This is a genomic window from Blautia sp. ZXY-1-C6, assembly GCF_056339875.1.
In genome coordinates this window covers 1-26,733 of record NZ_JBWJVQ010000173.1, presented here as the reverse complement: position 1 = coordinate 26,733, position 26,733 = coordinate 1, and the positions used below count along the sequence as shown (strand labels likewise).

The window sequence follows — 26,733 nt, the reverse complement described above, 5'->3', positions numbered from 1 at the left end:
TAGAGGAAGACAATTATGAAGAAGGCTGACAGGAAGAAAGAACATTTTCGTAATGAATGGAAATATCTTATCAGTACCAGTGAGAAAGAAGTCCTGAATCTTCGGATGAAGCCACTTATGAAACTGGATCCTCATGCAGAAAATGGAGGATATCTGATACGGAGCCTGTATTTTGATGATTACTGGAACAGTGCATATGAAGAAAAGGAAAGCGGCGTTCTTATGAGGAAGAAATACAGGATACGAATTTATAATTATAGTGCTGAAAGTATCAAGCTGGAGAGAAAAAAGAAGTTCGGCAGTTATATTTATAAAGAAGATGCTCCGCTGACAAAAGATGAGGTGCAAAAAATTCTTTCCGGCGAGTATGAATTTCTTCTGAAAAGTCCGTATAATCTTTGCAGGGAATTTTACACAGAATGTATGAGTAATATGATGCGGCCGAGAACAATCGTAGATTATGAGAGAGAACCATGGATCATGGATGAGGGAACAGTCAGGATCACATTTGATACAGATGTCAGAGCTGCTGTTGGAAGCTATGATATTTTCGACAGTACGCTTCCGGCTTTATCTGTACTGGAACCGGGAAAACTGATCATGGAAGTGAAATTTACGGAGCTGCTGCCTCAGATTCTGAGAAATCTTCTGCCGCCGCAGGCAGAAGAATTTACAGCAGTTTCCAAATATGTACTGTGTTATGAAAAAACGCGGTACATGAATGGATTTGAGTATTGGTATGATACACAGGGGAGGATGATAAGATGAGTGTACAGGATATGATAAAAAAATCTGTACTGGAATCAGGAATGTTCAGTCAGTATGATATACCTAAGATATTGGCTGCTCTGGCAGTGGCTTTGATTTTGGGAAGTGTGATTTATCTGGTTTATCAGAAATTTTATGTTGGAGTTATTTTCTCCAGAAGTTTTGCAGTTACACTTGTGGGAATGACAGTGCTTACCTGTATGGTAACACTTGCAATCAGCAGCAATATTGTGATTTCTCTTGGTATGGTTGGTGCATTGTCTATTGTACGTTTTCGTACAGCAATTAAAGATCCGATGGATCTTCTGTATCTGTTCTGGGCAATCACATCGGGGATTACAGCCGGTGCAGGTATGTATGCATTAACTCTGTTGACAGCTGTGATTATCATTCTGATGATCACCCTGTTTTATCACAAACAACAAAATGGAAGAATTTATATTGCAGTGATTCATTATCAGGGAACTCAGGCGGGAGATGAAATTATCCGCTGTTTTGGAAAAAGAAAATATTTCGTAAAATCAAAAACTATGCGCAATGAAAAAACAGAAATGGCAGTTGAAATATATTGCAGACAGAATGATATGGAGTTTATGGAAAAAATCCGGGATATCGGTGGAGTGGAAGATGTTACATTGATTCAGTATAATGGAGAATATCATGGCTAAAAGTCAGAAACGATATCTGGTTCTGTTGGGTTTTGGACTTTTAGTTATTATAGCAGCAGGAGTATGGATGGTATTTGGAAGAAAAACTCAGATATATGAAAAAACAGAAGAAATTTTTGGAAATCCATTAATGGGATATGCACCTTGTGCCTGGGAAGAAACAATAGGAGAGGATATATCTTTACTGTATATGGATATTACCTGGGCTGAACTGGAACCGGAGGAAGGAAAATATGACTGGGAGAAAATCGAAAGAGAAAATCAGACTGACAGATGGAGAGAAGAAGGGAAACACCTGGTACTGAGGTTTGTGTGTGATATTCCCGGGGAGGAAAAGCATATGGACATTCCACAATGGCTATATGACAAAACTGATCATGCGGGAACCTGGTATGATATGGAGTATGGAAAGGGATATGCTCCTGATTATAATAATGAACAGATGATACAATATCACAAAAGGGCAGTTAATGCACTTGGAGAGCATTTTGGCAGAGATGGACTGGTCAGTTATATCGAACTTGGAAGTCTGGGGCACTGGGGAGAATGGCATGTAAATATTTCCGCAGGAATACAGAGTCTGCCAGAAGAATCTGTAAGAGAACGTTATATGATTCCATGGACAGAGGCCTTCCCTGATTCCATGATACTGATGAGAAGACCTTTTAGTGAGGGAGAACATTATGGAACAGGTCTCTACAACGATATGACCGGACAGCCAGAGAGCACAGAGGAATGGTTTCGTTGGATTAATGAAGGCGGTGAGTTTGACCAGACTCATGAGAAAAAAGGGTTATCCGCAATGAAAGATTTCTGGAAAAAGTTTCCTTCCGGAGGTGAGTTTACAAGTTCAATTACAATGAAAGAGTTGCTTGACACAAATCTGGATCAGACAATAAATCTGATAAAGAAAGCACATACTACTTTTCTTGGACCGAAAGTAGCGGATAAAACTTATGAAAACGGTTATAGGAAAGTTTTAGGAAGCATGGGATATCGTTTGTGGATTTCGCAAGCAAGCCTTATTCAGATGCCGGGGTATGTCAGCCTGAATCTTAAATGGAAGAATGATGGAGTTGCAGCATTTTATGAAGACTGGCCTGTATGGGTTCTGGTAGAAGATGAGGATGGAAATAGTCTTGAAAAAGAAGCGGTTGACATTTCGTTAAAATCACTTCTGCCGGAAGAAACTTTACAGACAAAAACAAGAATGCAGGTAAAAAAGATGATCTCACTGGCCGGAAAGAAATATAAGATCAGTATAGGTATTGAAGATCCGATGACTGGGAAATTAGCTGTTCGACTTTCAATGAAGGGAACTTATAACGAAGGGAAAAATTATCTTTTTAGCAAATAATATTGAAGAATAAAAATGATTCGTTTATCTGTTACAGTAAAAGGAATAAAAAAATCGGATTGTATGTTTTTGAATACAATCTGATTTTTTTTGCTAATTACTGGACAAAGTAAAAAAAACTATTCTATAATATTATAGTAAAAATTAAATAACATTTATTGGTTTTGAACCAGTCGTTGTAAGTTCCGCAAGGATTAATAGAGAAACCGGTGTAAGTCCGGTACGATCCCGTCACTGTAAGAGGGAGCTTCGGAATGAAAAATGTCACTGGACCATGTGATTTTAAAGTTGGTCCGGGAAGGCGATTTCGAAGTGATGAACTTAAGTCAGGAGAACTGCTTGCAATTGGGATAGGAATGATTCTTACGGTAGATAGGAAGCATAATTTTTTCATGTCATTTTGTGTCCGTATGTATGATGTTTTCATATTGCGGGCTATTTTTTTGCCTGAAAATTAACCCCTATGGGGGGATTCCCCATGTTACTGAGTAAAAGTAATCAGAAACATTTCCGGTATTGGTTTAATTCACGAAAGATGTAGGAAGGAGATTATTTTGACGAAAAAACAAATCGGGAAAAGATTTCTGCAGATTCTGATCGTCCTGTTTGGTATCAGTTTTCTGACCTTTGGACTGACTTATCTGTCTCCTGGTGATCCGGCTGAGATCATGCTGACAGAGTGCGGTAATCTTCCCACACCAGAGCTTCTGGAACAGACAAGGCATGAGCTGGGACTTGACCAGCCCTTTCTTGTACAGTATGGAACCTGGCTGAAGGGTGTACTCACCGGAGATATGGGACAGTCCTATTCCTTTAAGATGCCGGTGGTACAGAAACTTGTATCCTGTTTCTGGCCAACCCTGAAGATGTCTCTGCTGGCACTGCTTATGATGATCGTGATTTCCATTCCGCTGGGAATCCTGGCAGCAGTGTATCAGAACAAATTCCCGGATTACTTTGTAAGAGGAATTACTTTTATCGGGGTATCCGTACCAAGCTTCTGGCTTGGCCTGATCTTACTGAGTATTTTCGGTGTACAGCTTCGCTGGGTGAATGTAGCAGGAGGAAGCACTGATTTCAAAGCGATGGTCCTGCCGGCACTTACGTTGGCTCTTGCCATGTCTGCAAAATATACCAGACAGGTAAGAAGTGCGGTTCTGGAGGAACTTCATCAGGATTATGTAACAGGTGCACGTATGAGAGGTATTAAGGAGCGTGTGATTTTATGGAGACATGTTCTTCCAAATGTAATGCTTCCGTTGGTAACTCTGCTTGGACTTTCCCTGGGAAGTCTTCTTGGCGGTACTGCAGTCGTTGAGATTATCTACAACTGGCCGGGTATGGGAAATATGGCAGTCAAAGCAATCTCCTGCCGTGATTATCCGTTGGTTCAGGGATATGTACTGTGGATCGCTATTCTGTATATGTGTATCAATCTGCTTGTGGATCTGTCCTATACTTATCTGGATCCAAGACTTAAGGAGGATAGATAATTGAAGTTAGCGAAAGTATTTAAAGAAAATAAGCAGTTTACCCTTTTTTCGATACTGGCGTTGGTCGTAGTCGGTGTGGCTGTGTTTGCCCCACAGATCGCACCCTACGACCCGCTGGATGCAGTGATGCTGGAATCACTTCAGGCTCCAAGTTCTGCACATCCCTTTGGGACAGATAAGCTGGGACGTGATCTGTTATCACGAGTTATTTTTGGAACCAGAACTTCTCTGATTATGACCTTATGTCTGGTGGCAGTTATCTTTGTGATCGGTACATTTCTTGGAGTGATCGCCGGATACTTCGGAGGAATCGTGGACGGTGTGATCATGCGTATCGCAGATATGATGATCTCTTTCCCCGGTCTGGTGCTTGCAATCGCAATCGCCGGTATGCTGGGACCAAACCTTGTGAATGCCGTTATCTCCATTGCAGCGGTAAGTTGGACCAAATATGCCCGTCTTGCACGAAGCATGGTACTGAGAGTAAAGAAGAACCTTTATATTGAAGCAGCAGTCGTAAACGGAACCAGGACATGGAAGATCCTGCTTGTACATGTTCTTCCGAACATGGTTACTCAGATGGTAGTAACTGCAGCAGCAGATATCGGAACCATGATGCTGGAACTGGCATCCTTATCCTTCCTTGGTTTTGGTGCTACAGCGCCGACACCGGAATGGGGACTGATGCTGAACGAGGGAAGAACTTACATGGCAAAAGCACCATGGCTGATGATCTACCCAGGTATCGCGATTGTAATCTGCGTAGTTATCTTCAACATGCTTGGTGACAGCATCCGTGACGTTCTTGACCCAAGACAGGAGTAAGAAAATATAAAATAAGAAAATAAAAACAAAGAGTTCTGCGGCTTCCGTACTGAACCGTGGACTTCACCACTTACCTAAATATTTCAGGAGGAATATATGAAGAATACATTATTTAAAAAAGTTTTAGCAGTAGCACTTGCATGTACAATGACATTTTCCATGGCAACCGTAACTCACGCAGCAGATGCAAAAGAGATCACAATCGGTGTAACAAGCTTTGCTGATACTCTGGAGCCTACAGAGCAGTACTTCAGCTGGGTTGTTTCCCGTTATGCTATCGGTGAGTGCCTTACCAAATTCGATGAAGAAGGTGAGATCGTTCCTTGTCTGGCAGAAAGCTGGGAGAACAGCGAAGACGGAAAAACATGGACATTCAAGATTCGTGAAGGCGTTAAATTCTCCAATGGTGATGATATGACACCGGAGATGGTAATGGCATCTATTCAGCGTACAGTTGACAAGAGTGACCGAGTACCGGAGTTCTTTGATCTGGACAGCATGGAAGTAGACGGACAGAACCTGATCTTCCACTTAAACAGAGCAAACGCAAACATGGCAGGAAGCCTTGCAGACCCATTATTCCTGATCGTAGATACAAACGTAGATGATTCTACATTTGCAATGGAAGGACCGATCTGTACAGGACCATATAAGGTAGAATCTTTCAGCCCTACAGATTCCTGTGTAGTTACAAAAAATGAGAATTACTGGGATGGAGAGGTGCCGCTGGATAAGGTTACACTGAAATGTGTAGATGATCAGACAACACGTTCCATGGCTCTTCAGACAGGCGAGATCGATATTGCTTATAACTTAAAGACAGAGAACCTTATTGAGTTTGAAGGAAATGACAATTATGAGATCCAGGAGCTTCAGTCCCTGCGTTCCACATATGCATTCATGAACCAGAGTGAAGGCCGTGCACTCAGCGATAAAGCGCTTCGTCAGGCACTTCTGCGCGGACTTGACAAACAGACATACTGTGACGTTCTTCTTGAGGGTGGAGCTACAGCAGGTAAAGCGCCGGTACCTCCCACACTTGACTTCGGATTTGATGATCTGAACGATGAGAACAGCTATGATCCGGAAGGTGCGAAAGCAATCCTTGAGGAAGCAGGATACAAAGATACAGACGGTGACGGATTCGTGGAAACACCGGACGGAGATCCTCTGACACTTGATTTCGTTATCTATACAAGCCGTGCAGAGCTTGGTGTTTACGCACAGGCAGCACAGGCCAGCCTGAAAGAGATTGGTATCAATGTAAACCTGAATACAGTAAGCTATGAAACACTTCTCGACATGAGAGATTCCGGTCAGTATGACCTTCTTATCTGGAACGTACTTGTAGCTAATACAGGAGATCCGGAGAACTATTTAAGAGAGAACTGGTACAGCAAATCTGCAAACAACACAGCAGGATACAACAATCCGGAAGTAGATGAACTTCTTGATGAGCTTGCAGGAACATTTGACGAAGAAGAAAGAAAAGACCTGATCATCAAGATCCAGCAGGATATCATGGATGATGCAGCAACTGTATTCTTCGGATATGAGACAACTTATCTGTTCTCCAACAAGAGAGTCACAGGCGTGAAGATGTATCCGATGGATTACTACTGGCTGACAAAAGACATCACACTTGCTGAGTAATTATATTCAGAGATATTAATTTCTGAATGAGACTGCACGGATTATGTCTGTTCATCGGGATATCAGAAAAGATGGACACAGATATAATCCAAAAAACACAGCAACAAGTAAGAAGGAGCGTTATTTATGCTTGAAATAAAGGATCTCTCAGTCCGGTATGGAAAGCAGGCACCTACTATCGAGCATTTCAACCTGAACATGAAGAAGGGCGAGATCATCAGTGTTGTAGGTGAGAGTGGAAGTGGAAAAACCACTGTTATCAGAGCTGTCCTCGGCGCACTTGCCGGGGGCGGTAAGGTAACACAGGGAGATATCCTCTTTAACGGAAAATCCCTGCTGACCAATACCAAGGATGAATGGAGACAGTTAAGAGGAACACGTATATCCATGATCTTCCAGGACTGCGGCGGAACCCTGAATCCGATCCGTAAGATTGGAAGCCAGTTCGTGGAATACATCTGTACTCATTCAAAAGTGTCAAAAGATGAAGCGTGGAAAAAAGGAGTAAGCATGCTGGAGAAAATGCGTCTCCCGGAAGCAGAGAATATTATGAACAGTTATCCTCATCAGCTTTCCGGTGGTATGCGTCAGCGTGTGGGTATTGCCATGGCAATGACCTTTAATCCTGAACTGCTTCTGGCAGACGAACCAACCAGTGCACTGGATGTGACCACACAGGCGCAGATCGTCCGTCAGATGATGGAACTGCGTGACGATTTCCACACAGGCATCATCATCGTAACCCATAACATTGGTGTAGCTGCTTACATGGCAGACCAGCTGATCGTTATGCAGAACGGCAAAGTGGTGGATCAGGGAACAAGGGATGAGGTCATGAATCATCCGACCAGTGATTATACAAAGAAGCTTCTGGCAGCAGTACCGGAAATGGAGGGACGCCGTTTTGTTTAAGGAATCAGATATCGTACTCAGTGCAAAGCACATTGTAAAACAGTTTCCGGCCTCTCATGGACGGACACTGACAGCCTGCAATGACATTAACCTGAATGTCTATAAGGGCAAGACATTAGGAATTGTAGGAGAGAGCGGATGTGGTAAATCCACATTCGTAAGGATGGTTATTTCCCTTGACAAGCCTACCAGCGGTGAGATTCTGTATCATGGCAAAAACCTTGCTGACCTTTCCAAAAAGGAAACATGGTTAAACCGCCAGAATATGCAGATGGTTTTCCAGGATCCGCTGGCATCCTTTGATCCGAAGATGAAGATTGTGGATATCCTTACAGAGCCGCTGATCAACTTCGGAAAATTAAAGAAAAGCGAGAAAGAAGCCAAAGCAAGAGAACTGCTGGAAATGGTAGAGCTGCCGGGAGATTTCGTAGATCGTTATCCTCACAACATGAGTGGCGGACAGAGACAGAGAATCAGTATTGCAAGAGCGCTTTCACTGGAACCGGAGATCCTGGTTTGCGATGAGGCGACTTCTGCGCTGGATGTTTCTGTGCAGGAGTCTGTGATCGAGCTTCTGGTACGCCTTCAGAAAGAAAAAAATATCAGCATGCTTTTCATCTGCCATGACCTGGCGCTGATCCGCTCTTTTGCCCATCAGATTGCTGTCATGTATCTGGGAAATATCGTAGAGGTTATTCCCGGTGAAGATGTTACAGAGCATGCAGTGCATCCGTATACACAGGCACTCCTGGGTGCGCAATTCTCTATCCACATGGATCCCAGCCAGAAGATCCAAAGTATCGAGAGTGAAGCACCAAGTCCTCTGGATGTACCCAAGGGTTGTCCTTTCCAGAACCGCTGTGAGCATTGCACAGACAGATGTAAGGCAGAGATGCCGAAGCTGAAAGAGATTGCTCCCGGACATGCAGTGGCATGCTTTTATGTGGAAGAACAAAAGATATAAAAATGAAAAAGAGGCTGTCACATCAGGAATTTTCCGGTGCGACAGTCTCTTTTGCGTAATGCTCAGTCTTTATGAAACAGGATTTGTGTAAAGAATCTCACATCTGAATCATCTGCCCAGCAGACCATACCTACTGCATCAGCCATTTTCTGTGCATCTACACTGTAGGCGGACATACAGGAACAATTCTTATACGGTCCTGCGCTCATGATCAGGATATCTTCTTTTCCTGCTTCCTGCATCTGTCTGGCAAGCTGTTCCGTAAGAATATTCTGTGCATGTTTCGCCTGCTTGAAAAGAGCCGGATCCATAATTGGATCTTTCAGAACAGTCTGGAGAACCAGTGCCTTTTCATATTTCAATGCTTTTGCCTGCATTTCTTCTACAGTACCGCAGGCAGGCGGACATGCAGGAACCAGGTTGTAATTTCCACAGAGATTGTCCTCGCAGAACTGTCTGTATTCCGGCACAAATACCAGATCCTTTGTATCCATGATCGCCGCATCTGCGAAACCCATGGAAAGTGCTTCTTTTATTAAATCCATAAGAATGTCTCCCTTCTTAAAGCGGATTATTTACTTTTTATCTTTTACGATTATAACATTTTGAAGTAAATAAAAACAGAAAAATCAAAATAAAATATATTACTGTTCACTCCGTTCACAGTAACGTAGCCAAAATTCATTCCAGATTGCCTGCGGCAATGGAATTTTGGCTTGTATGTCTCGGGATTTTGGCATATTCATGCCAAAACACCTCGCGGAATAGTGGTGTGTGAACAATAACTAAAATATGCTCCTTAAAATACGAATTTCAGGAAGAAACTATCTGGAAATACAAGGAAGAAATTGATATAATGAACACACGAAGTTTTATCTGTGAGAGGAATTTGTATGGATATGATAAATGAAGCAGGTAAGGGTGAGAAAACGAAATACCGTCTTGCGCGGTCAATGAAGGAATGTATGAAAACGATGTCTGTAGATAACATCACAGTAAAACAGATTACAGAGAATTGTGGTGTTACGAGGCAGACTTTCTATCGGAATTTTATGGACAAATTTGACCTGATCAACTGGTATTTTGATAAGCTTCTGGCGAAATCCTTTGAGCATATGGGAATGGGGAAAACTGTTTATGATGCTCTGGTAAAGAAGTTTACCTATATTCAGGAAGAGCATGTTTTCTTTGCAGCAGCATTTAAATATGACAGTCAGAACAGTCTGCGCCAGCATGATTTTGAACTGATTCTGGACTTCTATGAGAATCTGATCCGTGAGAAAACAGGAAGAATCCCGGATGAGACTATACATTGTATTCTGGAAATGTACTGCCAGAGTTCTATTTATATGACTGTAAAATGGGTACTGGGAGAGTTGGAATGTGCACCGGAGGGACTGGCGAAAATTTTAGTTGACGGGATGCCGGGAAAACTCTCGGAATTGTTTGAAAAGCTGGAAATATTGTCATAAATATAACAATATTAGTGCATAATTTTGCACCTGGTTTTTCGGCATTATTGCACAAATATTGTGAGAAAGTTACATTTGAGCCAAAGTGTAACTTTCTTTTTTTACTTCATATTGTTAATATAATAACAAAGATAAGCGATGCGGAAGCTTACCTATAGCAATCCTCGTAAATAATGCATTTAAGAGGATTGCTATAATACTGCAGAATACTGAAAGGAATGGAAATCATTATGGCAAACAGAATTAACTTAAATCAGACCTCTTATCACGGGGCAGGAGCAATCGAGGAAATCGCAAACGAAGCAAAAGCACATGGCTTTAAAAAAGCTTTCGTATGCTCTGATCCTGATCTTGTAAAATTCCATGTAACAAGTAAAGTTACAGATATTCTTGAGAAAAACGGACTTGCATATGAACTGTATTCAGACATCAAACCGAACCCGACAATCGAGAACGTACAGCACGGTGTTCAGGCATTTAAGGATTCTGAAGCGGATTATCTGATCGCAATCGGCGGTGGTTCTTCCATGGACACTTCCAAAGCAATCGGTATTATTATTGCAAACCCTGAATTTGAAGATGTAAGGAGTCTGGAAGGTACAGCTCCGACCAGGAAACCTTGTGTACCGATCATTGCAGTTCCGACAACAGCAGGTACAGCAGCAGAGGTAACTATCAATTACGTTATCACAGATGTAGAAAGAAAACGTAAATTTGTATGCGTTGACCCACATGACATGCCGATCATCGCAGTTATTGATCCTGAAATGATGTCCTCCATGCCAAAGGGACTGACAGCTTCCACAGGTATGGATGCCCTCACTCATGCAATCGAAGGATATACAACAAAAGCTGCGTGGGAAATGACAGATATGTTCCATTTAAAAGCAATCGAGCTGATCTCCAAATCTCTCCGCGGTGCTGTTGAAAACACAAAAGAAGGTCGTGAAGGAATGGCTCTTGGACAGTATATCGCTGGTATGGGATTCTCTAACGTAGGTCTTGGAATCGCTCATTCCATGGCTCATACACTTGGTGCTGTTTATGACACACCACACGGTGTTGCCTGCGCAATGATGCTTCCGATCGTTATGGAATACAATCAGGAATGCACAGGTGAGAAATATCGTGAGATCGCCAGAGCAATGGGTGTCAAAGGCGTAGATGAAATGTCTCAGGATGAATACAGAAAAGCAGCAATCGAAGCTGTTAAGAAACTCTCTGTTGATGTAGGAATCCCGACTAAACTGGAAGCAATCAAAGAAGAAGATCTCCAGTTCCTGGCAGAATCCGCACATGCAGACGCATGCGCACCGGGAAACCCGAAAGATGCAAGCGTAGAAGATCTGAAAGACCTGTTCCGTAAGATTATGTAAATAAAAAAGCCCCCTGCGGGGGGGACTTTTTTATTTATCGCTGTAATGGCCTTTGCATTGGATTACAATAATTGTTTCATCTGATATTTCATAAACCAAACGGTCTTTGAAGTTGATTCGCCTACTCCATTTTCCATTTAAATCACCACGAAGTTTTTCTGGTTCACCTTTTCCTGAGAAAGGTGTCCGTTGTATTTCTTTCAATAATTCATTGATCTTCTTTAGTGTTTTCTTGTCTTGAAGTTGCCAGTAAAGATAATCTTCCCAAGCATCTTCTGAAAATGAAATATTACTCACACGCTATTGCCTCCAGATCTTCCATTGTTTTTGTTATTATTTTACCTTCCTTTACTTGTTGAGCAGATTTGCGAAGCTGTGCCATATTCTGTTCAGAATAAAATGGATCTGCCGGAGCTTCAATGTCAAATGGTATTCTACGATCTCTTAGTGCCTTTTTTGTATAGATCATGTAGAAAGTAGAAATATTCATTCCCATTGCTTCGCACATTTCATCAAGCTCTTTTTTCATTTGATCATCCATACGTAAACTAATGGTTGTCATGATATCACTCCTTTTTGTCTTTTAATATATTTTACTGCAAATAGAATATATTTGCAATCATATAGTATAAAATATATTCAAAATGAAAATATATATTCGCACATAGAGTAAATGGCAATAGGTAAAATGAAATCAGTTTATTGGAGAGCATGTAACTGATAGAGAATTTTGTTTATAAAATGATTAGAATTGGAACACTGATTAAACACATTTCTTTTGTATGATGGAGACGTAATGGGGAAAAAATGGTTATTTTGCAGTACAAATGTGGAAAAAAAGATAAGTTCTGCGAAGAAGTACAGAATAAGAAATATGAAAGGCAGAAGAATAACTGCAGAGGTTTTTACAGGAGAAATAAGTTATGACAGATGAAGAATATTATGAATTTATACAACCATATGAAGATGCTAAACAGATGCTTCTCACACGTCTTGATGTGTTGAATCACAACCTGTACGGTGACGCATCTGCAAGACCGATCCACAACATCCAATGCAGGATCAAGAAGAAACAGAGCATTGAAGAGAAACTGCAGCGAAAGGGAAAAGAACCTACTGTGATGAATGCGAAGGATTATCTTCAGGATATTGCAGGTGTCAGGGTGATCTGCTATTTTGTAGATGATATCTATAATCTGACAGAGCTTCTGAAAAGCCAGAGTGATCTGATCGTGATCAGGGAACGTGATTATATCGGAAATCCGAAACCAAACGGATACCGAAGCTATCATGTGATCGTAGGTGTGCCGGTGTACTGTCTGGATGGAATGGAATATTTTCCTGTGGAGATACAGTTTAGAACAATGTCCATGGATTTCTGGGCAAGCATGGAACACAGGATCTCTTATAAAAAAGAACGAACAGATAAAGAACAGCTCAGAGATGAATTACGAGAATATGCAAATATGCTGGTAGAGATTGAGAGCCGTTTTGAGCAATATAATGAGACGGATCATCAACAGGAGAAAAGAACAGTAGTTGTATAGTAGCGCTTTATGAAAATACAGTTTGTATTACCTACGAAATCCTTGTAAAAGGATATGAATTTTTGCTGACCGGGTAGAGAAATCCTTGCACTTTTTTAAAAATTCCTTTATAATGTACCGGATTAGTGTTTTAACAAACTAAAGGGAAAGAGGATTAAAGAAATGAAAAAAGTTTGGGACAAATGGACCAGGATTGCTCTTGTAAAGAGAATCCTGGTTGGCCTGATTCTGGGTGCGATTCTGGGAATTGCTGTACCGCAGGCAACAGGAATCGCAATTCTGGGTGATGTCTTTGTAAGCGCGTTAAAGGCAATCGCACCTTTGCTGGTATTCTTCCTGGTTATCAGTTCCCTGTGTAATGCAGGAAAATCTCACGGAGGAGTTATTAAGACAGTTATCATTCTCTATATGTTCAGTACAGTTCTGGCAGCAGTGATTGCAGTATTTGCGAGTATGGCATTTCCTGTAAAGATGACACTTGCAAATGCAGCAACAGATACAAGTGCACCACAGGGTATCGTTGAGGTATTAAATAACCTGCTTCTGAACGTAGTTGCCAACCCGGTATCTTCATTGGTAAATGCAAACTATGTAGGGATCCTGATGTGGGCTGTTCTTCTTGGGCTTGCTTTTCGTGCAGCTGATAAGATGACAAAGAAGGTTCTGGCTGATGTTGCAGATGGTATTTCCATGGTAGTAACCTGGATCATTAATCTTGCACCTTTTGGAATTTTTGGTCTGGTATTTAACACAGTATCTACAAACGGTCTGGATATCTTTACGACTTATGGAAAACTGTTGCTTCTTCTTGTAGGATGTATGCTGTTTATCTATTTTGTGACCAATCCGCTTCTGGTTTACTGGTGTATCCGCCAGAATCCATATCCGCTGATTTTCCACTGCCTGAAGAGAAGTGCGCTGACAGCTTTCTTTACAAGAAGTTCCGCAGCTAATATTCCGGTAAACATGAAAGTCTGTGAAGAGATGGGACTGGACAGAGATACTTATTCTGTAACCATTCCGCTTGGTGCAACTATTAATATGGATGGTGCGGCTATCACTATTACGGTTATGACAATGGCAACTGCATTTACTCTTGGTATTCATGTAGATATTCCGACAGCAATTATCCTGAGTCTTCTTGCAGCTCTGTCAGCATGTGGCGCTTCCGGTGTAGCCGGCGGATCACTTCTTCTGATCCCGATGGCATGCTCTCTGTTCGGAATTTCAGATGACATTTCCATGCAGGTTGTTGCAGTAGGATTTATCATTGGCGTAGTTCAGGATTCTGTAGAAACAGCTTTGAACTCTTCTTCAGATCTTCTGTTATCTGCTTCCGCAGAATTCAGACAGTGGAAACTTGAAGGGAAAGAGATTAAATTTAAATAAGATTGCAATGAGCGAAACGGTCGTCCGGTATGGACGGCCGTTCTTTTATGTCATAGGAAATTACTCTGTAATGTTCCTATAACATAAAAAAGCCCTTCGGGCAGGATCGCACTGCGACGGAGAGGAATTATGTCGCTGAAGCGACCCGCCGCAGGCGGAGAATCCTGCAAGCAGGATTCTTTCATATAAGGCACAACTATAAAAATGATTGCTACATATTCGGGAATTTCTGTGCATACACTGTAAAAACAGCGTCTTCGGAGGCTTATCCGTGAAAGATTATATCGAGGAGCGGGCAGTGGAAATTGCAAATTATATTATTGATACAAAGGCAACGGTGCGTCAGGCGGCGAAGAAATTCGGGATTAGTAAGAGCACTGTACATAAGGACTGCACTGACCGTCTCAGTCAGCTCAATCCGGGACTGGCATGTGAAGTGAGACAGGTTCTGGATGTGAACAAGCAGGAGCGGCATATCAGAGGTGGGCTCGCTACAAGAGAAAAATATTTACATCAGCATTAGAGCGTAAAAGAAGCTGCTGTCGGATATGACAGTAGCTTTTTTCAGGTGTTTTTTGTATAATAAAATGCTGTAAAGGCTTTGCAAAAACATAAGGGAGGATAAGAAGATGGCATTAATGGAAGTGAACTTCTTTTCAAAAGCACTGATGCGTCCGGTAACGATGAATGTAATCCTGCCGGTTGATAAAGTGTTTTTTGGAGAAGAAACAGAAGAAGAGAACAAACCGTTTAAGACTTTGTATCTGCTTCACGGAGTAATGGGAAATTACACAGACTGGGTAACAGGAACATGTATTAAGCGATGGGCAGAAGAAAAGAATCTGGCAGTAGTTATGCCTTCCGGAGCAAATATGTTCTATATGGATCATCCGAATGCAAATGAAAACTACAGTGAATTTATCGGAAAAGAACTTGTAAAGATCACACGAAGAATGTTTCCGTTATCATACAAAAAAGAAGATACATTTATTGCCGGGTTATCTATGGGAGGATACGGTGCAATCCGAAATGGTCTGAAATACCATGATACATTCGGATATATCGCAGGCCTTTCTTCAGCCATGATACTTGAAAAAATGGGGATAGCAGATGACAGTTCTCCTATGTTCTTTGAGAAAAAAAGTTTTCTGGAGAGTGTATTTGGAGATCTGTCCCGGATCAAAGACTGTGAGATCAATCCGGAATGGATTGCCGAAAATATGAAAAAAGATGGAATCCCATTTCCGCATATGTACCTTGCCTGTGGACTGGATGATCCGCTTCTTCCTCCGAACCGTAAGTTCAGAGATACCATGCAGAAACTGGGTGTGGATGTAACTTACGAGGAAGGTCCGGGAGCACATGAGTGGGATTTCTGGAACCGTTATATTAAGAAAGTACTGGACTGGCTGCCACTTGATAAGGACAGTAAAGAAGGGATGAACAGCGGGAATGTAGGACTGTAAATGAGAGAGTCGCAACAGATGGATATGAAATCTGTTGTGGCTCTTTTTATTTCTGTTGCAGGAAATTACTCCGTAATGTTTCTGTAACAGAATAAAGTTCTATGGGCAGGACTCCTTCTTATACGTTACTGTTCACTCCGTTCACAGTAACTTAGCCAAAATTCATTCCAGATTGCCTGCGGCAATGGAATTTTGGCTTGTATGTCTCGGGATAGTGGTATGTGAACAGTAACTCTTATACAAAATTATCATAGCAATTTTGCAGAAAATATATTGAATATCAGACAGAAGTTGTGTATAATGAAAAAGCAAAATAAAGTATATTATTTTAGAAAAAGGTAAAATAAAAACCTGAAATCATAAACTGTGGAGGTAAAAATGACTAAGCTTGTAATTAATCCATCAAAGAAACAGAGCAAAATCAACAAAGAAATCTATGGGCATTTCTCAGAGCATCTGGGAAGATGTATCTACGAAGGAATCTATGTAGGTGAGGATTCCCAGATCCCGAATAAGAACGGAATGCGTACAGACGTAGTAGAAGCACTGAAGCATATCAGGATTCCGGTACTTCGCTGGCCGGGTGGATGCTTCGCAGATGAATACCACTGGAAAGACGGTATCGGACCAAAGGAAACACGTAAAAAAATGATCAACACACACTGGGGCGGTGTGGTAGAGGATAACAGCTTTGGTACACATGAATTTTTTGAACTCTGTGAGCAGCTTGACTGCGAAGCTTATGTTAATGGTAACCTGGGAAGCGGAACAGTTCAGGAAATGTCTGAATGGGTAGAATATATCACATTCGAGGGTGTTTCCCCGATGGCTGATCTCCGTAAGAAAAACGGACATGAGAAACCATGGAAACTGGATTTCTTTGGAGTTGGAAATGAGAACTGGGGATGTGGCGGAAATATGAATCCTGACTTCTATGCAAATGAATACCGCCGTTATCAGACTTATGTCCGCAATTATCATCCGGATTACCCAATCCACAAAGTCTGCTGTGGTGCCAATGTAGATGATTATGAGTGGACTTCCGAAGTATTAAAGACTACACATAATCATTGCCTGAAAGAACTTCACGGAAATATGGATGGTCTTTCTCTTCATTATTATGTACATCCGGAAGGATGGGAAATCAAGGGAAGTGCTACAGATTTTGATGATAAGGTATGGTATAAGAGTTTGAATAAAGCGCTCTTTATGGAAACTCTGATCGAGCGTCACGGACATATCATGGACGAATATGATCCTGAGAAAAAGATCGGTATGATCGTTGACGAGTGGGGCGCATGGTACACAGTGGAACCAGGCACAAACCCTGGCTTCCTGTATCAGCAGAACACAATGAGAGATGCCCTGATCGCAGGTATCACTCTGAATATCTTTAACAAACACAGTGACAGAGTAAAGATGGCAAACCTTGCGCAGATCGTAAATGTTCTTCAGTCCGTTATCCTTACAGATGGTGCTGATATGATCCTGACACCAACCTATCATGTATTTGATATGTACAAATATCATCAGGATGCAATGCTTGTAGACAGTTCTATCGAAACAGAAACCATCGGTGTGGAAGAAGAGTGGCAGGTACCGAACCTGACAGAATCTGTATCTGTAGCAGAAGATGGAGCTGTACATATCACATTGACAAACCTGTCACTGGATAAAGATTATGAGATCAGAACTATCCTTACAGACTATCAGGTAAATGAAGTTAAAGGTGAGATCGTACACGGCGAAATGCACGAAATGAATACCTTCGAAACACCGGACCAGGTACGTGTAAAAGAATTTAACGAAGTAGAAAAAACAGCAGAAGGAATCAGATTCACAATTCCTAAATGCAGTGTTCTTCATCTGGAAGTAAGATAATTACAAGATTTTTAGTCGAATTAGGTAGTGAAGCGGATGATTTTATTCGCTTGACACAGATAAAGAGTTTTGTATAAAAATGAATGAACTTTACAGATTCACAGAAAATGCCGCTTCTGACAAAACAGGCAGGTATTTTCTGTGAATATTTATAATGGAAACAAAAAGGAGACTAAGGTATGAACGGGAAGCTGCGTGTGTGCAGAAAATGTCTGCCCGGACAGAATAATGAAGAGACTTTTTACGAGGATCTGTCACGCTACATTCAGCGCATGGATGAGGATCTGAAAGTAGACCAGCAGATTTACGAAAAAAGGCTTAACATATGCAGCACCTGTGACCGCTTAATGAATGGGATGTGCAGGCTTTGCGGATGCTTTGTGGAACTGCGGGCTGTACAGAAGGTGCGAAAATGTCCGGATCTGCCGGCAAAATGGGAGGCGCAGAAATGAGAGATGGTTTAAAAGAAAGGTTATTAAATAAGGTAAAAGTAACGGATAAATTCTGGCGAGGATATCAGGAACTGGTAATGGATACAGTAATTCCTTATCAGGAGAAAATATTAAATGATGAGATTCCGGGAGTGGAGAAAAGCCATGCACTGGCAAACTTCCGCATTGCAGCAGGACTGGAAGAGGGTGAGTTTTACGGAATGGTTTTCCAGGACAGTGATGTTGCCAAATGGCTGGAAAGTGTGGCGTATGCACTGGAAGTCCGTCCGGATGCTGAACTGGAAGAACGTGCAGATAAGGTTATTGAAATTATTGAAAAAGCGCAGCAGGATGACGGTTATCTGAATACTTTTTTCACAATCAAAGAGCCGGAACACCGCTGGCAGAATTTACAGGAATGCCATGAATTATACTGTGCCGGACATATGATGGAAGCAGCGGCGGCTTATTATGAGGTGACTGGAAAAGACCGTCTGCTTCATGTGATGGAGCGCATGGCAGAACATATCGGGAAACGTTTTGGAACAGAAGAAGGCAAAGAACCGGGGATTCCGGGACATCAGGAAATCGAGCTGGGACTTTTGCGTCTCTATGAAGTGACCGGAAAAGAAAATTACAAAGACCTCGCCAGATATTTTATTGAACAGCGTGGAAAAGATCCGGATTACTTTGTCAAAGAGAGGGAAAAAAGAGGCTGGGTTCACTTTGATATGGATGTGCATAACAGAGAATATAATCAGGCACATGCTACTGTCTATGAGCAGAAAGAAGCAGTAGGACACAGTGTCCGTGCTGTTTATATGTATACTGCCATGGCAGAACTGGCTTCTCTTTACAAAGATGAAAAACTCTATCAGGCATGCTGTGATCTCTGGGAGAACATGACTCAGAAGAGAATGTATATCACCGGAGGAATCGGCAGTACCGTAGACGGAGAAGCATTTACCATTGATTATGATCTGCCGAATGACACCGTTTATGCGGAAACCTGTGCATCTATCGGACTGGTATTTTTTGCAAGAAAGATGCTTGATAATGTAATGGATGGACGCTATGCAGATGTGATGGAACGTGCACTTTATAATGGGATCATCAGCGGAATGCAGCTTGACGGAAAGAAATTTTTCTATGTAAATCCACTGGAAACAGAACCTGGAGTCAGCGGGAAATTATACGGATATAAGCATGTTCTGCCGGAGCGTCCGGGCTGGTATACATGCGCATGCTGCCCTCCCAATGTAGTCCGTCTGCTGATGTCTCTTGGTAAATATCTGTGGAGTGAGACAGAAGATGGAGTTTATTCTCATATCCCGGCAGGTACAGAAGCGCACTTTGATAAGATGGATGTAACTGTAGAGAGCAACTATCCGTGGGATGGCAGAGTGACCTATCATATAACCGGAAAAACAGAGGAAGAGACTATCCTGGGAATCCATATCCCATCCTGGGTACGCCCGGGTTCTGTTCAGGTACGTATAAATGGAAAAGTGAAAGATATCACGGCAGATGTGGAAAAGGGATATCTGATCCTTAAGAGAGTGTGGGAAAATGATGAAGTAGAACTTGTTTTCCCGATGAAGATCCGCAAGATTTATGCAAACCTTAAAGTAAGAGAAGATGCCGGCTGTGTAGCGTTTATGCGCGGGCCGATGGTTTATTGTTTCGAGGGTGTGGATAATCCGGGTCTGCTTCAGTCTTACCACATCTTTGAAGATGCAAAGATGGAAGAGGAAGTCTGCAAAGAGGGTCTGCTGGAAGGCTGCGTCCTGCTTAAGATCAAAGCACGTAAGCTGGAGACAGTGGGAGATTCTCTGTACAGTGAAGTTGCACCGGTGAGAACGCTGACAACACTGACAGCAGTGCCGTATTATACATGGGGCAACCGCGGAGAAAACCAGATGAGAGTCTGGATGCGTGGGGAATAACCGGAAAATCAGAGGGAATATAAAATAAAAGCAAGGAACTATGTGGCAAAACACATCGGTTCCTTGCTTTTACTGTTTTCAGATACTCTGTAAAATTATACATTTGGAGTATAATGCACTTTCACATTAATATCCTGATTATAGTTTCCGAAATCTTTTCCGAAGAGTGTCAGACCGCCGATATTCTGAGATGGTTCATCCACCTGGAAACGGAATACCATATCATCCTGAGAGGTAAAAGTGAGCTGCTGTGTATTCACATCAGAGATCTTTAATCCATCGATAAAAGTACCGTGACGGTCAATGACAAGCATCTTCAGCAGACCATACTGATTCCAGTTCGGGAACCACCAGTCGGGGGTGAACATACCGTGGACATCACCGAAATCCCCGGGGCTTGTCCAGCTTCCGACCTTTGTATTATTCAGGAAAAAGGAAATATCAGAAGGCCAGTCATTATTGACTCCGGGAGCTTCTGAACTGATTTCAAAGGAGAGTGTCAGCCGGTCAATCTTCTGTCCCGGAGGCAGCATATTTGGAATGCGGTAATCAATAAATCCCCGTCCAAACCATAAAATCTTTGCATCTACATGGCTCGGATGAGCAAAATAACGGGGATCATCTACCTCACCAATAAGATTATCGGTAGTAGACAGCCCACAGGTCGGATAAACAGAATAATTAAAGTAGTTGCCAATCGGAATGTCAATAGAGTAACTGTCTTCAGCCGGACTGTCATTGTTAGAGGCAATATCAACCAAAATCTTGTCAACATTAATGCGGCAGACCTTCTGGTTTCCGTGACCGGAATGCTCTGGAAGAATTGCGAGAATTCCGGCTTCTTCGAGTTTCTTTACATGGCTGGTCAGGGCACCGTTGGTAATCCCCAGACTGGAAGCCAGTTCATTCATATTCATTTCCTGATGCTCAAGGAGAGTCTGGATCAGCCGTATGCGGATGTCAGAACCAAGAGCTTTGAAGACAGGAACCGCCTGCTCCAGACTTTTAATATATAACATAACGGATTTCCCTTTCTGTTAAAAATGATTTTGTAACGTTTACGGTAAATTATAACGAATCTGCAAAAAATGTGCAACGAAAAGAAAAAAATATAGTTGATATTTTCTGAAAAATGCAGTACACTTTTAAATATATAAAAAATAATTTATATAAATCTAAAATAAAAGCGAACAGGGGGACACACAATGAGTGAAGAACTTAAGTATAATAAGCCATGGATTCTGCAGAGAGCAGATCCATATGTTTACCGCCACACAGACGGAAACTATTATTTTACAGCATCCATACCGGCCTATGACCGGATTGTGCTGAGAAGAAGCGAAACTCTGGCAGGACTGAAAGATGCGGAAGAAGTGACAGTCTGGGAGAAACACAAAGAAGGAATCATGAGCGAACATATCTGGGCACCTGAGCTTCATTATCTGGACGGAAAATGGTACATCTATTTTGCGGGCGGGGACAAAGATGATATCTGGGCAATCCGCCCATATGTGCTGGAATGTGCAGATACAGATCCGCTTACAGGAGCCTGGACAGAGAAAGGCAAAATGGGACGTGCGGATGCAGATGAATTTTCTTTTGAAGCTTTCTCTCTGGATGCAACAGTATTTGAAAACAAAGGAAAACATTACTATGTATGGGCTGAGAAGGTAGGAGTCGGCAAGCAGATTTCCAATCTTTATATTGGGGAAATGGAAACTCCGTATAAACTGAAAACCGTTCAGGTACTTCTCACTTCACCGGATTATGACTGGGAAAGAGTTGGTTTCTGGGTGAATGAAGGACCGGCAGTTATTCATCATGACGGCAGGATTTATCTCACTTATTCTGCATCTGAGACAGGCGCTGCATACTGTATGGGAATGCTTGCAGCAGATGAAGATTCTGATCTTCTTGACCCGAAATCCTGGACAAAAGAACGTTATCCGGTTCTTCGTACAGATGAATCCAGAGGAATCTATGGACCGGGGCATAATTCCTTCACTGAAGACGAAGAAGGAAATCCGGTCATGGTTTATCATGCGAGAACAGAAGCAGAGATTGAAGGGAATCCGCTGTACAATCCAAACCGTCATGCCATGCTGATGAAAATCCGCTGGGATGAAAAAACAGGCGCACCGATATTTTCTTACGAAGATTAACGTAATCTGAGAGAGAATAATATTTGGAGAACAGGAGAGCTGGTATGAGAAAAAAATGGGGAATGATCCTGGGGCTGACAGGAATGATGCTTCTCGGAGCACAGAGTATATATGCTGCGGAAGCTGCTGATGGCACAGCAGAGACAACAGATGCGGCAAACGAAAAAGAAACAGCAGGCGCAGATGATATTGAGAGCAAGATTAAGAAAGGTGGCTTTACTGCCGGAGCTTCCGTGCATGATCCATCTGTCATCAAAGACAATGACACTTACTATATCTTTGGCTCCCATATGGAATCTGCGAAGTCCACAGATCTGAGAAACTGGACCGGTTTTTCCTCCGGGGTCAATGCAGAGAATAAGCTGTTTGACAATCTTTTTGACGGAGAAGAAGACGGCGATCCGGCAGCGTTTACTTATGTAGGAAAGAACGAGGAAGGTGGTTATTCCGTGTGGGCACCGGATGTCATCTATAACAAAAAAATGGGAAAATATGTGATGTATTTCTGCACCACATCTTCTTATGTGAAATCCAATATCTGCTTTGCAACAGCAGATGATATTGAAGGTCCGTATCACTATGAGGACACATTCCTGTACTCTGGTTATAGCTATCATGATGTTAAGGAAAGTAATATCGAAGAACTGATGGGAACAGACCCAAGGCCATATACAGCAGCGTCTTATGACAATAATAACTGGCCAAACTGTATTGACCCGGATGTTTTTTATGATAAAGACGGGCGTATGTGGATGGTTTATGGCTCCTGGTCCGGCGGTATTTTTCTGATTGAGATTGATGAAGAGACCGGCTATCCGATTTATCCGGAAGCAGACGAAGAAAATCATGTGGACAGCTATTATGGCAAGAAACTTCTCGGTGGTTATCACAACTCCATCGAAGGCCCGCATATTATGTATGATGAGACCAATGGATATTATTATCTGTTTTTGTCCTATGGAAATCTGCAGGCAAAAGGAGGTTATCAAATGCGTCTCTTCCGCTGTGACACTGTAGACGGAACTTATACAGATGCAGCAGGGAAGGATATGTATTTATTTGTGGAGCATAAAGATCATGGACTGAAAATGATGGGAAATTATACATTCCCGAGTCTTACCCAGACCTATATGGCGCCAGGCGGACAGACTGCATTTGAAGATGAAGATGGTAAATTATACCTGGTCTATCATCAGCGTTTTGCTAAAACCGGAGAACTTCATGAGCCTCGTGTACATCAGTTGTTCCGCACAAAAGACGGATGGCTGGTTGCTGCGCCATTTGCCACAGACGGCGAGACGTTGAAAGAGGATGGATATTCCGGAGATGAAATCCAGGGTACTTTTTATCTGGTAAATCATGGTACGGATATTTCGGACAGGGTACATAAACCGCAGAGGATTCAACTTAATGCAGACGGAACAGTTACCGGAGAAGAACTGGAAGGCAAATGGGAAGCAGAAGAAGGCACACCATATATTGATGTGACTCTCGGTGAAAATACTTATACAGGAGTTGTCCTGGAAATGACCGATGAGGCAGGCAATGATACGATGTGCTTCAGCGCTAAGGGTGACAATAATGAAACTATATGGGGTGTGAAATATCTGTTGCCATAAATGGCTGTGGGAGTATTCGGGGCAGTATATAAATCTGAAGTCAGGCGGAGAAATCAGATGTTTTCGGGATGATAACCGATGGTAATCCGTATATGCTGGTTATAATCTCCGAAACCTGCACCAAAAAGAGTACACCCGCCGGGATGTTCGGCGCCCGGAAGAACAGAAAAGCGCAATTTCATAATGGACTGATCAGTGAGTGCAAGCTGTCTGGTGGAAACATCGGACAGCTTTTCTGTGTCCAGAAAAGTGCCTTCAGGGGTGATCGTCAGTTTTTTCAGCAAACCATACTGATTCAGAAAAGAAAACCACCAGGAAGGATTGTATTTCCCTCTGCGGTCCCCATAATCACCAGGGCTGGTCCAGGTGCCAAGGATTACACCGTTCAGGGAAAAGGTAATATCAGAAGGCCACACATTACAGAATCGGGGGGCTTCGGAACTGATCTCAAAGGAAACTGTCAGTTCTTCAATCACGCTGTGATCAGGGATGAAATTGGGCAGTATATACTCCAGATATCCGGTGGTGAACCAGACGATCCTTGCCTGGCGGCTGCCTGGGTGTATGAAATACCGTGGCTGATCCAACTGTCCCACAAAAGAAGTAGAAGTTGCCATACCACAGGTGGGAGTTACCGAGAAATCAGAAAAATGTCCCACGCCGATTTCTGCACTGTAAGTCTGCAGATCAGGACCGTAAAGCGCCATATTTACCAGAAGCTGATCCCAGTCTTTTATAAAATAGCAGCGTTTCTGTGTTCCGTGTGAGAGAGATTCATCCCTGAATTCTATCAGCCCGGCTTCGGCCAGAAGATTAAGGTGAGGGGACAGGGTTGTAACGGGAATTTTCAGGTTTTGTGCAATTTGTTTAATATTCAGACCTTCTCTTTCTTGGATCAGACGCAAAATTTGTACACGGACAGGGGAACCGAGAGCTTTGAAGATGGCAAGACCATCGGAAACAGAACAGGATTTCATGTAAAAACCTCCTTTTGACTGTATTTACAGGTATATAACACTAAATAAGAATTTTTAGAAAAATACGTTTTGATTAGTTATTTTACCATAAAATTGGTTAAAAAAATATAGGGAAATAGCAAAAAAATAGATAGATTGATGAATAAATAACGGGCATTTATTTTAGATAAAACTAAAATAATAAAAATAAATCAAAAATATATTGACATTTACAGGAAAGAATTATATAATATCAACATAAACCGGAGCTGAAAATAAAAAAGTTGTGCAAAATGACCATAACAAAAAGATGGACTATATATTTTAAAAAAATACGAAATGATTATGGGGTTTGTACAATGGCATCATTGAAACCGGAAGAGCGCAAAGAAATGCAAAAAAGGAGGATCTTTTTATGAAGAGAAGAAAATTGTTCGCGTTACTTATGACTGCGGCTATGGCAGTGTCCAGTATGAGCATGGCAGTGAATGTCTTTGCAGAAGAAGACACAACAGAGGAAGCTGCTGAGAGCGAAGAACCGGCTGAAGGAGAGCCTACAGCAGTAACAACCGTAGGTCCTGATGATGGAACAAAATTCGAGATGTGGTCATTCGTAGACCTGCATAATGAGTTTTATGGTCAGATGGTAGATAAGTGGAATGAAGAGAATCCGGACAAACAGATCCAGATTACATTCAGTACATATCCATACTCTGATATGCATAACAAATTAATGATGTCCTTACAGGCAGGATCCGGTGCTCCTGACCTCTGCGATATCGAGATCGGACAGTTCCCGAACTATTCCGGTGATGACAGCCCTCTGTATTCCATGAATGATGCACTTGCTCCTTATGAAGATACAATGGTGCAGTCAAGACTTGATGTTTATTCCAAAGCTGACGGAACAAGACTTGGTGTTCCTTTCCATGTAGGTGCAACTGTTATGTACTGGAACGCAGATCTTCTTGAATCTTATGGATTAGATTACAAATCTGTAAAGACATGGGATGATTATACAAAACTTGGTGAAGAATTAAAAGAAGCTTCCAACGGTGAAGTGTACTTAACTTCTGTTGATACAGGCGGTGTTGACTGGATGTGGCTTGCAATGGCTGAGAATGGTGAAGACTGGACAGGCGGTCCGGACGGAACTGTAAACGTACAGCTTGATTCTGTAAAAGAAATGCTCACAATGCAGCAGAACTGGTTAAACGATGGAATCGCAATGGTATCCACAGACGGACATGTTGACCTTGAAGCTGGTTTCTCCAACATCATGGAAGGTAAAATTGCTTCCTTCCCGAAAGCTATGTGGTACATGAGCCGTTTCAAAGATTACATGCCGGAGATGGAAGGCAAATATGACATCACAACATGCCCTGTATTTGAAGAAGGACAGAAATGCTCCGTTGGTATCGGTGGTACAGGTACTGTTGTAACAAATCAGTGTGAGAATCCTGAACTTGCAGCTGAATGGCTTGCATGGGCTAAATGCTCTGAAGAAGGTGAAAACCTGATCTGGAACGAACTTGGATTTGACGTCTGCAACACAGCATTATGGTCTGACGAAGATTTCGCATATGATGAATCCAATACTTATAACACATTCTTCCGTGTAAAACCATACGAAGTTCTGAATGAACTTGCTGAAAACGATGCAATCGGAACTATTTACACAACAAAGAACTCTCCGACACTGAACGATTACATGTGTACAACAACTCTGAACAATGTATTAGAGGATGGCATGGATGTAGATGAAGCGCTTCAGGATGCACAGGATTATCTTGATTTCGAATGTGAATAATAAGATGATAATAGTTCACTGATCAAGTGAATAATGAA

At 42.1% G+C, this 26,733-nt stretch carries 26 protein-coding genes and 1 riboswitch; of the genes, 21 read left to right on the top strand and 5 right to left on the bottom strand.

Annotated features, from left to right (window positions below; translation table 11 throughout):
- Positions 1–15 precede the first annotated feature (15 nt).
- The 8 genes from AC075J_RS09090 (at position 16) to AC075J_RS09055 (ending at position 8,640) form a co-directional block, all read left to right on the top strand.
- Entirely contained in the window at positions 16–768 is a 753-nt protein-coding gene (locus AC075J_RS09090; RefSeq protein ID WP_055199889.1) for a polyphosphate polymerase domain-containing protein, read from the top strand.
- Positions 765–1,436 (top strand): DUF4956 domain-containing protein, encoded by a 672-nt coding sequence (locus AC075J_RS09085; protein ID WP_008707171.1) that lies wholly within the window; start codon positions 765–767, stop codon positions 1,434–1,436. Before AC075J_RS09090 ends, AC075J_RS09085 begins: the two co-directional genes overlap by 4 nt.
- The gene (locus tag AC075J_RS09080) at positions 1,429–2,793 is read left to right on the top strand and encodes a DUF4832 domain-containing protein (protein WP_070102114.1); all 1,365 of its coding nucleotides are present in this window, start codon (positions 1,429–1,431) and stop codon (positions 2,791–2,793) included. Before AC075J_RS09085 ends, AC075J_RS09080 begins: the two co-directional genes overlap by 8 nt.
- Before the next feature lie 163 nt (positions 2,794–2,956).
- Positions 2,957–3,150: riboswitch (cobalamin riboswitch) on the top strand.
- 197 nt (positions 3,151–3,347) lie between these two features.
- Entirely contained in the window at positions 3,348–4,286 is a 939-nt protein-coding gene (gene nikB / locus AC075J_RS09075; protein ID WP_055199886.1) for a nickel ABC transporter permease, read from the top strand.
- Positions 4,287–5,111: a nickel transporter permease gene (gene nikC, locus AC075J_RS09070; RefSeq protein WP_025580828.1), complete on the top strand. Its 825-nt coding sequence runs from the start codon at positions 4,287–4,289 to the stop codon at positions 5,109–5,111.
- A 96-nt stretch (positions 5,112–5,207) separates the two neighbouring features.
- Positions 5,208–6,764, top strand: coding sequence for an ABC transporter substrate-binding protein (locus AC075J_RS09065; RefSeq protein WP_055199885.1), 1,557 nt, complete (start codon positions 5,208–5,210; stop codon positions 6,762–6,764).
- A gap of 126 nt (positions 6,765–6,890) precedes the next feature.
- Positions 6,891–7,676: an ABC transporter ATP-binding protein gene (locus AC075J_RS09060; RefSeq protein ID WP_055199884.1), complete on the top strand. Its 786-nt coding sequence runs from the start codon at positions 6,891–6,893 to the stop codon at positions 7,674–7,676.
- Positions 7,669–8,640 (top strand): ABC transporter ATP-binding protein, encoded by a 972-nt coding sequence (locus tag AC075J_RS09055; RefSeq protein WP_055199883.1) that lies wholly within the window; start codon positions 7,669–7,671, stop codon positions 8,638–8,640. The genes AC075J_RS09060 and AC075J_RS09055 overlap by 8 nt, the downstream gene beginning before the upstream one ends.
- Before the next feature lie 62 nt (positions 8,641–8,702).
- Here the strand turns inward: AC075J_RS09055 and AC075J_RS09050 are convergent, their stop codons facing one another.
- Complete coding sequence (locus tag AC075J_RS09050; protein ID WP_022380841.1) at positions 8,703–9,185, bottom strand: DUF2284 domain-containing protein; 483 nt, start codon at positions 9,183–9,185, stop codon at positions 8,703–8,705.
- Positions 9,186–9,539: 354 nt separating this feature from the next.
- On the opposite strand from AC075J_RS09050, the gene AC075J_RS09045 reads away from it, so the two are divergent.
- The gene (locus AC075J_RS09045) at positions 9,540–10,112 is read left to right on the top strand and encodes a TetR/AcrR family transcriptional regulator (protein WP_173679468.1); all 573 of its coding nucleotides are present in this window, start codon (positions 9,540–9,542) and stop codon (positions 10,110–10,112) included.
- A 230-nt stretch (positions 10,113–10,342) separates the two neighbouring features.
- Complete coding sequence (gene fucO / locus AC075J_RS09040; RefSeq protein WP_055199902.1) at positions 10,343–11,488, top strand: lactaldehyde reductase; 1,146 nt, start codon at positions 10,343–10,345, stop codon at positions 11,486–11,488.
- 30 nt (positions 11,489–11,518) lie between these two features.
- Here the strand turns inward: fucO and AC075J_RS09035 are convergent, their stop codons facing one another.
- Both AC075J_RS09035 and AC075J_RS09030 read right to left on the bottom strand, forming a co-directional pair.
- Positions 11,519–11,785, bottom strand: a complete 267-nt coding sequence (locus AC075J_RS09035) for a Txe/YoeB family addiction module toxin (RefSeq protein WP_055199882.1) — start codon at positions 11,783–11,785, stop codon at positions 11,519–11,521.
- Entirely contained in the window at positions 11,778–12,050 is a 273-nt protein-coding gene (locus AC075J_RS09030) for a type II toxin-antitoxin system RelB/DinJ family antitoxin (RefSeq protein ID WP_044956362.1), read from the bottom strand. The genes AC075J_RS09035 and AC075J_RS09030 overlap by 8 nt, the downstream gene beginning before the upstream one ends.
- 234 nt (positions 12,051–12,284) lie before the next feature.
- Here AC075J_RS09030 and AC075J_RS09025 point away from each other — a divergent pair, with 234 nt between their 5' ends.
- The 8 genes from AC075J_RS09025 (at position 12,285) to AC075J_RS08990 (ending at position 20,148) form a co-directional block, all read left to right on the top strand.
- On the top strand, positions 12,285–12,422 hold the full coding sequence (locus AC075J_RS09025) for a hypothetical protein (RefSeq protein WP_173679452.1): 138 nt from the start codon (positions 12,285–12,287) through the stop codon (positions 12,420–12,422).
- Positions 12,412–13,035 carry a GTP pyrophosphokinase gene (locus tag AC075J_RS09020; RefSeq protein WP_055053319.1) on the top strand — a complete coding sequence of 208 codons (624 nt, stop codon included), beginning with the start codon at positions 12,412–12,414 and terminating at the stop codon, positions 13,033–13,035. The genes AC075J_RS09025 and AC075J_RS09020 overlap by 11 nt, the downstream gene beginning before the upstream one ends.
- Before the next feature lie 162 nt (positions 13,036–13,197).
- Positions 13,198–14,424 (top strand): serine/threonine transporter SstT, encoded by a 1,227-nt coding sequence (sstT, locus tag AC075J_RS09015; protein WP_476390252.1) that lies wholly within the window; start codon positions 13,198–13,200, stop codon positions 14,422–14,424.
- A gap of 271 nt (positions 14,425–14,695) precedes the next feature.
- A complete protein-coding gene (gene spoIIID, locus AC075J_RS09010) occupies positions 14,696–14,947 on the top strand; it encodes a sporulation transcriptional regulator SpoIIID (RefSeq protein WP_022380265.1) in 252 nt (83 codons plus the stop codon).
- 106 nt (positions 14,948–15,053) lie between these two features.
- The gene (locus AC075J_RS09005) at positions 15,054–15,890 is read left to right on the top strand and encodes an alpha/beta hydrolase (RefSeq protein WP_055060150.1); all 837 of its coding nucleotides are present in this window, start codon (positions 15,054–15,056) and stop codon (positions 15,888–15,890) included.
- Positions 15,891–16,268: 378 nt separating this feature from the next.
- The gene (locus tag AC075J_RS09000; RefSeq protein WP_118758992.1) at positions 16,269–17,771 is read left to right on the top strand and encodes an alpha-N-arabinofuranosidase; all 1,503 of its coding nucleotides are present in this window, start codon (positions 16,269–16,271) and stop codon (positions 17,769–17,771) included.
- 179 nt (positions 17,772–17,950) lie between these two features.
- Positions 17,951–18,223, top strand: a complete 273-nt coding sequence (locus AC075J_RS08995) for a DUF6171 family protein (RefSeq protein ID WP_118758993.1) — start codon at positions 17,951–17,953, stop codon at positions 18,221–18,223.
- A complete protein-coding gene (locus AC075J_RS08990) occupies positions 18,220–20,148 on the top strand; it encodes a glycoside hydrolase family 127 protein (protein WP_173706334.1) in 1,929 nt (642 codons plus the stop codon). The genes AC075J_RS08995 and AC075J_RS08990 overlap by 4 nt, the downstream gene beginning before the upstream one ends.
- Positions 20,149–20,243: 95 nt before the next feature.
- Here AC075J_RS08990 and AC075J_RS08985 read toward each other — a convergent pair whose 3' ends face one another.
- Entirely contained in the window at positions 20,244–21,167 is a 924-nt protein-coding gene (locus AC075J_RS08985; protein ID WP_118338959.1) for an ArsR/SmtB family transcription factor, read from the bottom strand.
- A 186-nt stretch (positions 21,168–21,353) separates the two neighbouring features.
- Here AC075J_RS08985 and AC075J_RS08980 point away from each other — a divergent pair, with 186 nt between their 5' ends.
- Together AC075J_RS08980 and AC075J_RS08975 are read left to right on the top strand one after the other, a co-directional pair.
- A complete protein-coding gene (locus AC075J_RS08980; RefSeq protein ID WP_118338960.1) occupies positions 21,354–22,310 on the top strand; it encodes a glycoside hydrolase family 43 protein in 957 nt (318 codons plus the stop codon).
- A gap of 44 nt (positions 22,311–22,354) precedes the next feature.
- Positions 22,355–23,929: a glycoside hydrolase family 43 protein gene (locus tag AC075J_RS08975; protein WP_118338961.1), complete on the top strand. Its 1,575-nt coding sequence runs from the start codon at positions 22,355–22,357 to the stop codon at positions 23,927–23,929.
- 53 nt (positions 23,930–23,982) lie between these two features.
- Here AC075J_RS08975 and AC075J_RS08970 read toward each other — a convergent pair whose 3' ends face one another.
- Positions 23,983–24,906 carry an ArsR/SmtB family transcription factor gene (locus AC075J_RS08970; protein ID WP_118338962.1) on the bottom strand — a complete coding sequence of 308 codons (924 nt, stop codon included), beginning with the start codon at positions 24,904–24,906 and terminating at the stop codon, positions 23,983–23,985.
- A 394-nt stretch (positions 24,907–25,300) separates the two neighbouring features.
- On the opposite strand from AC075J_RS08970, the gene AC075J_RS08965 reads away from it, so the two are divergent.
- Positions 25,301–26,695, top strand: coding sequence for an ABC transporter substrate-binding protein (locus tag AC075J_RS08965; protein WP_025577875.1), 1,395 nt, complete (start codon positions 25,301–25,303; stop codon positions 26,693–26,695).
- The last annotated feature ends 38 nt before the right edge of the window (positions 26,696–26,733 follow it).

What these genes read in the sequence shown, in the direction of transcription:
- AC075J_RS09090 (WP_055199889.1), top strand. Translation starts at nt 16, where the DNA reads ATGAAGAAGGCTGACAGGAAGAAAGAACATTTTCGTAATGAATGGAAA.
- AC075J_RS09085 (WP_008707171.1), top strand. Translation starts at nt 765, where the DNA reads ATGAGTGTACAGGATATGATAAAAAAATCTGTACTGGAATCAGGAATG.
- AC075J_RS09080 (WP_070102114.1), top strand. Translation starts at nt 1,429, where the DNA reads ATGGCTAAAAGTCAGAAACGATATCTGGTTCTGTTGGGTTTTGGACTT.
- AC075J_RS09065 (WP_055199885.1), top strand. Translation starts at nt 5,208, where the DNA reads ATGAAGAATACATTATTTAAAAAAGTTTTAGCAGTAGCACTTGCATGT.
- AC075J_RS09060 (WP_055199884.1), top strand. Translation starts at nt 6,891, where the DNA reads ATGCTTGAAATAAAGGATCTCTCAGTCCGGTATGGAAAGCAGGCACCT.
- AC075J_RS09050 (WP_022380841.1), bottom strand. Translation starts at nt 9,185, where the DNA reads ATGGATTTAATAAAAGAAGCACTTTCCATGGGTTTCGCAGATGCGGCG.
- AC075J_RS09045 (WP_173679468.1), top strand. Translation starts at nt 9,540, where the DNA reads ATGATAAATGAAGCAGGTAAGGGTGAGAAAACGAAATACCGTCTTGCG.
- fucO (WP_055199902.1), top strand. Translation starts at nt 10,343, where the DNA reads ATGGCAAACAGAATTAACTTAAATCAGACCTCTTATCACGGGGCAGGA.
- AC075J_RS09030 (WP_044956362.1), bottom strand. Translation starts at nt 12,050, where the DNA reads ATGACAACCATTAGTTTACGTATGGATGATCAAATGAAAAAAGAGCTT.
- AC075J_RS09025 (WP_173679452.1), top strand. Translation starts at nt 12,285, where the DNA reads ATGGGGAAAAAATGGTTATTTTGCAGTACAAATGTGGAAAAAAAGATA.
- AC075J_RS09020 (WP_055053319.1), top strand. Translation starts at nt 12,412, where the DNA reads ATGACAGATGAAGAATATTATGAATTTATACAACCATATGAAGATGCT.
- sstT (WP_476390252.1), top strand. Translation starts at nt 13,198, where the DNA reads ATGAAAAAAGTTTGGGACAAATGGACCAGGATTGCTCTTGTAAAGAGA.
- AC075J_RS09005 (WP_055060150.1), top strand. Translation starts at nt 15,054, where the DNA reads ATGGCATTAATGGAAGTGAACTTCTTTTCAAAAGCACTGATGCGTCCG.
- AC075J_RS09000 (WP_118758992.1), top strand. Translation starts at nt 16,269, where the DNA reads ATGACTAAGCTTGTAATTAATCCATCAAAGAAACAGAGCAAAATCAAC.
- AC075J_RS08995 (WP_118758993.1), top strand. Translation starts at nt 17,951, where the DNA reads ATGAACGGGAAGCTGCGTGTGTGCAGAAAATGTCTGCCCGGACAGAAT.
- AC075J_RS08990 (WP_173706334.1), top strand. Translation starts at nt 18,220, where the DNA reads ATGAGAGATGGTTTAAAAGAAAGGTTATTAAATAAGGTAAAAGTAACG.
- AC075J_RS08985 (WP_118338959.1), bottom strand. Translation starts at nt 21,167, where the DNA reads ATGTTATATATTAAAAGTCTGGAGCAGGCGGTTCCTGTCTTCAAAGCT.
- AC075J_RS08980 (WP_118338960.1), top strand. Translation starts at nt 21,354, where the DNA reads ATGAGTGAAGAACTTAAGTATAATAAGCCATGGATTCTGCAGAGAGCA.
- AC075J_RS08975 (WP_118338961.1), top strand. Translation starts at nt 22,355, where the DNA reads ATGAGAAAAAAATGGGGAATGATCCTGGGGCTGACAGGAATGATGCTT.
- AC075J_RS08970 (WP_118338962.1), bottom strand. Translation starts at nt 24,906, where the DNA reads ATGAAATCCTGTTCTGTTTCCGATGGTCTTGCCATCTTCAAAGCTCTC.
- AC075J_RS08965 (WP_025577875.1), top strand. Translation starts at nt 25,301, where the DNA reads ATGAAGAGAAGAAAATTGTTCGCGTTACTTATGACTGCGGCTATGGCA.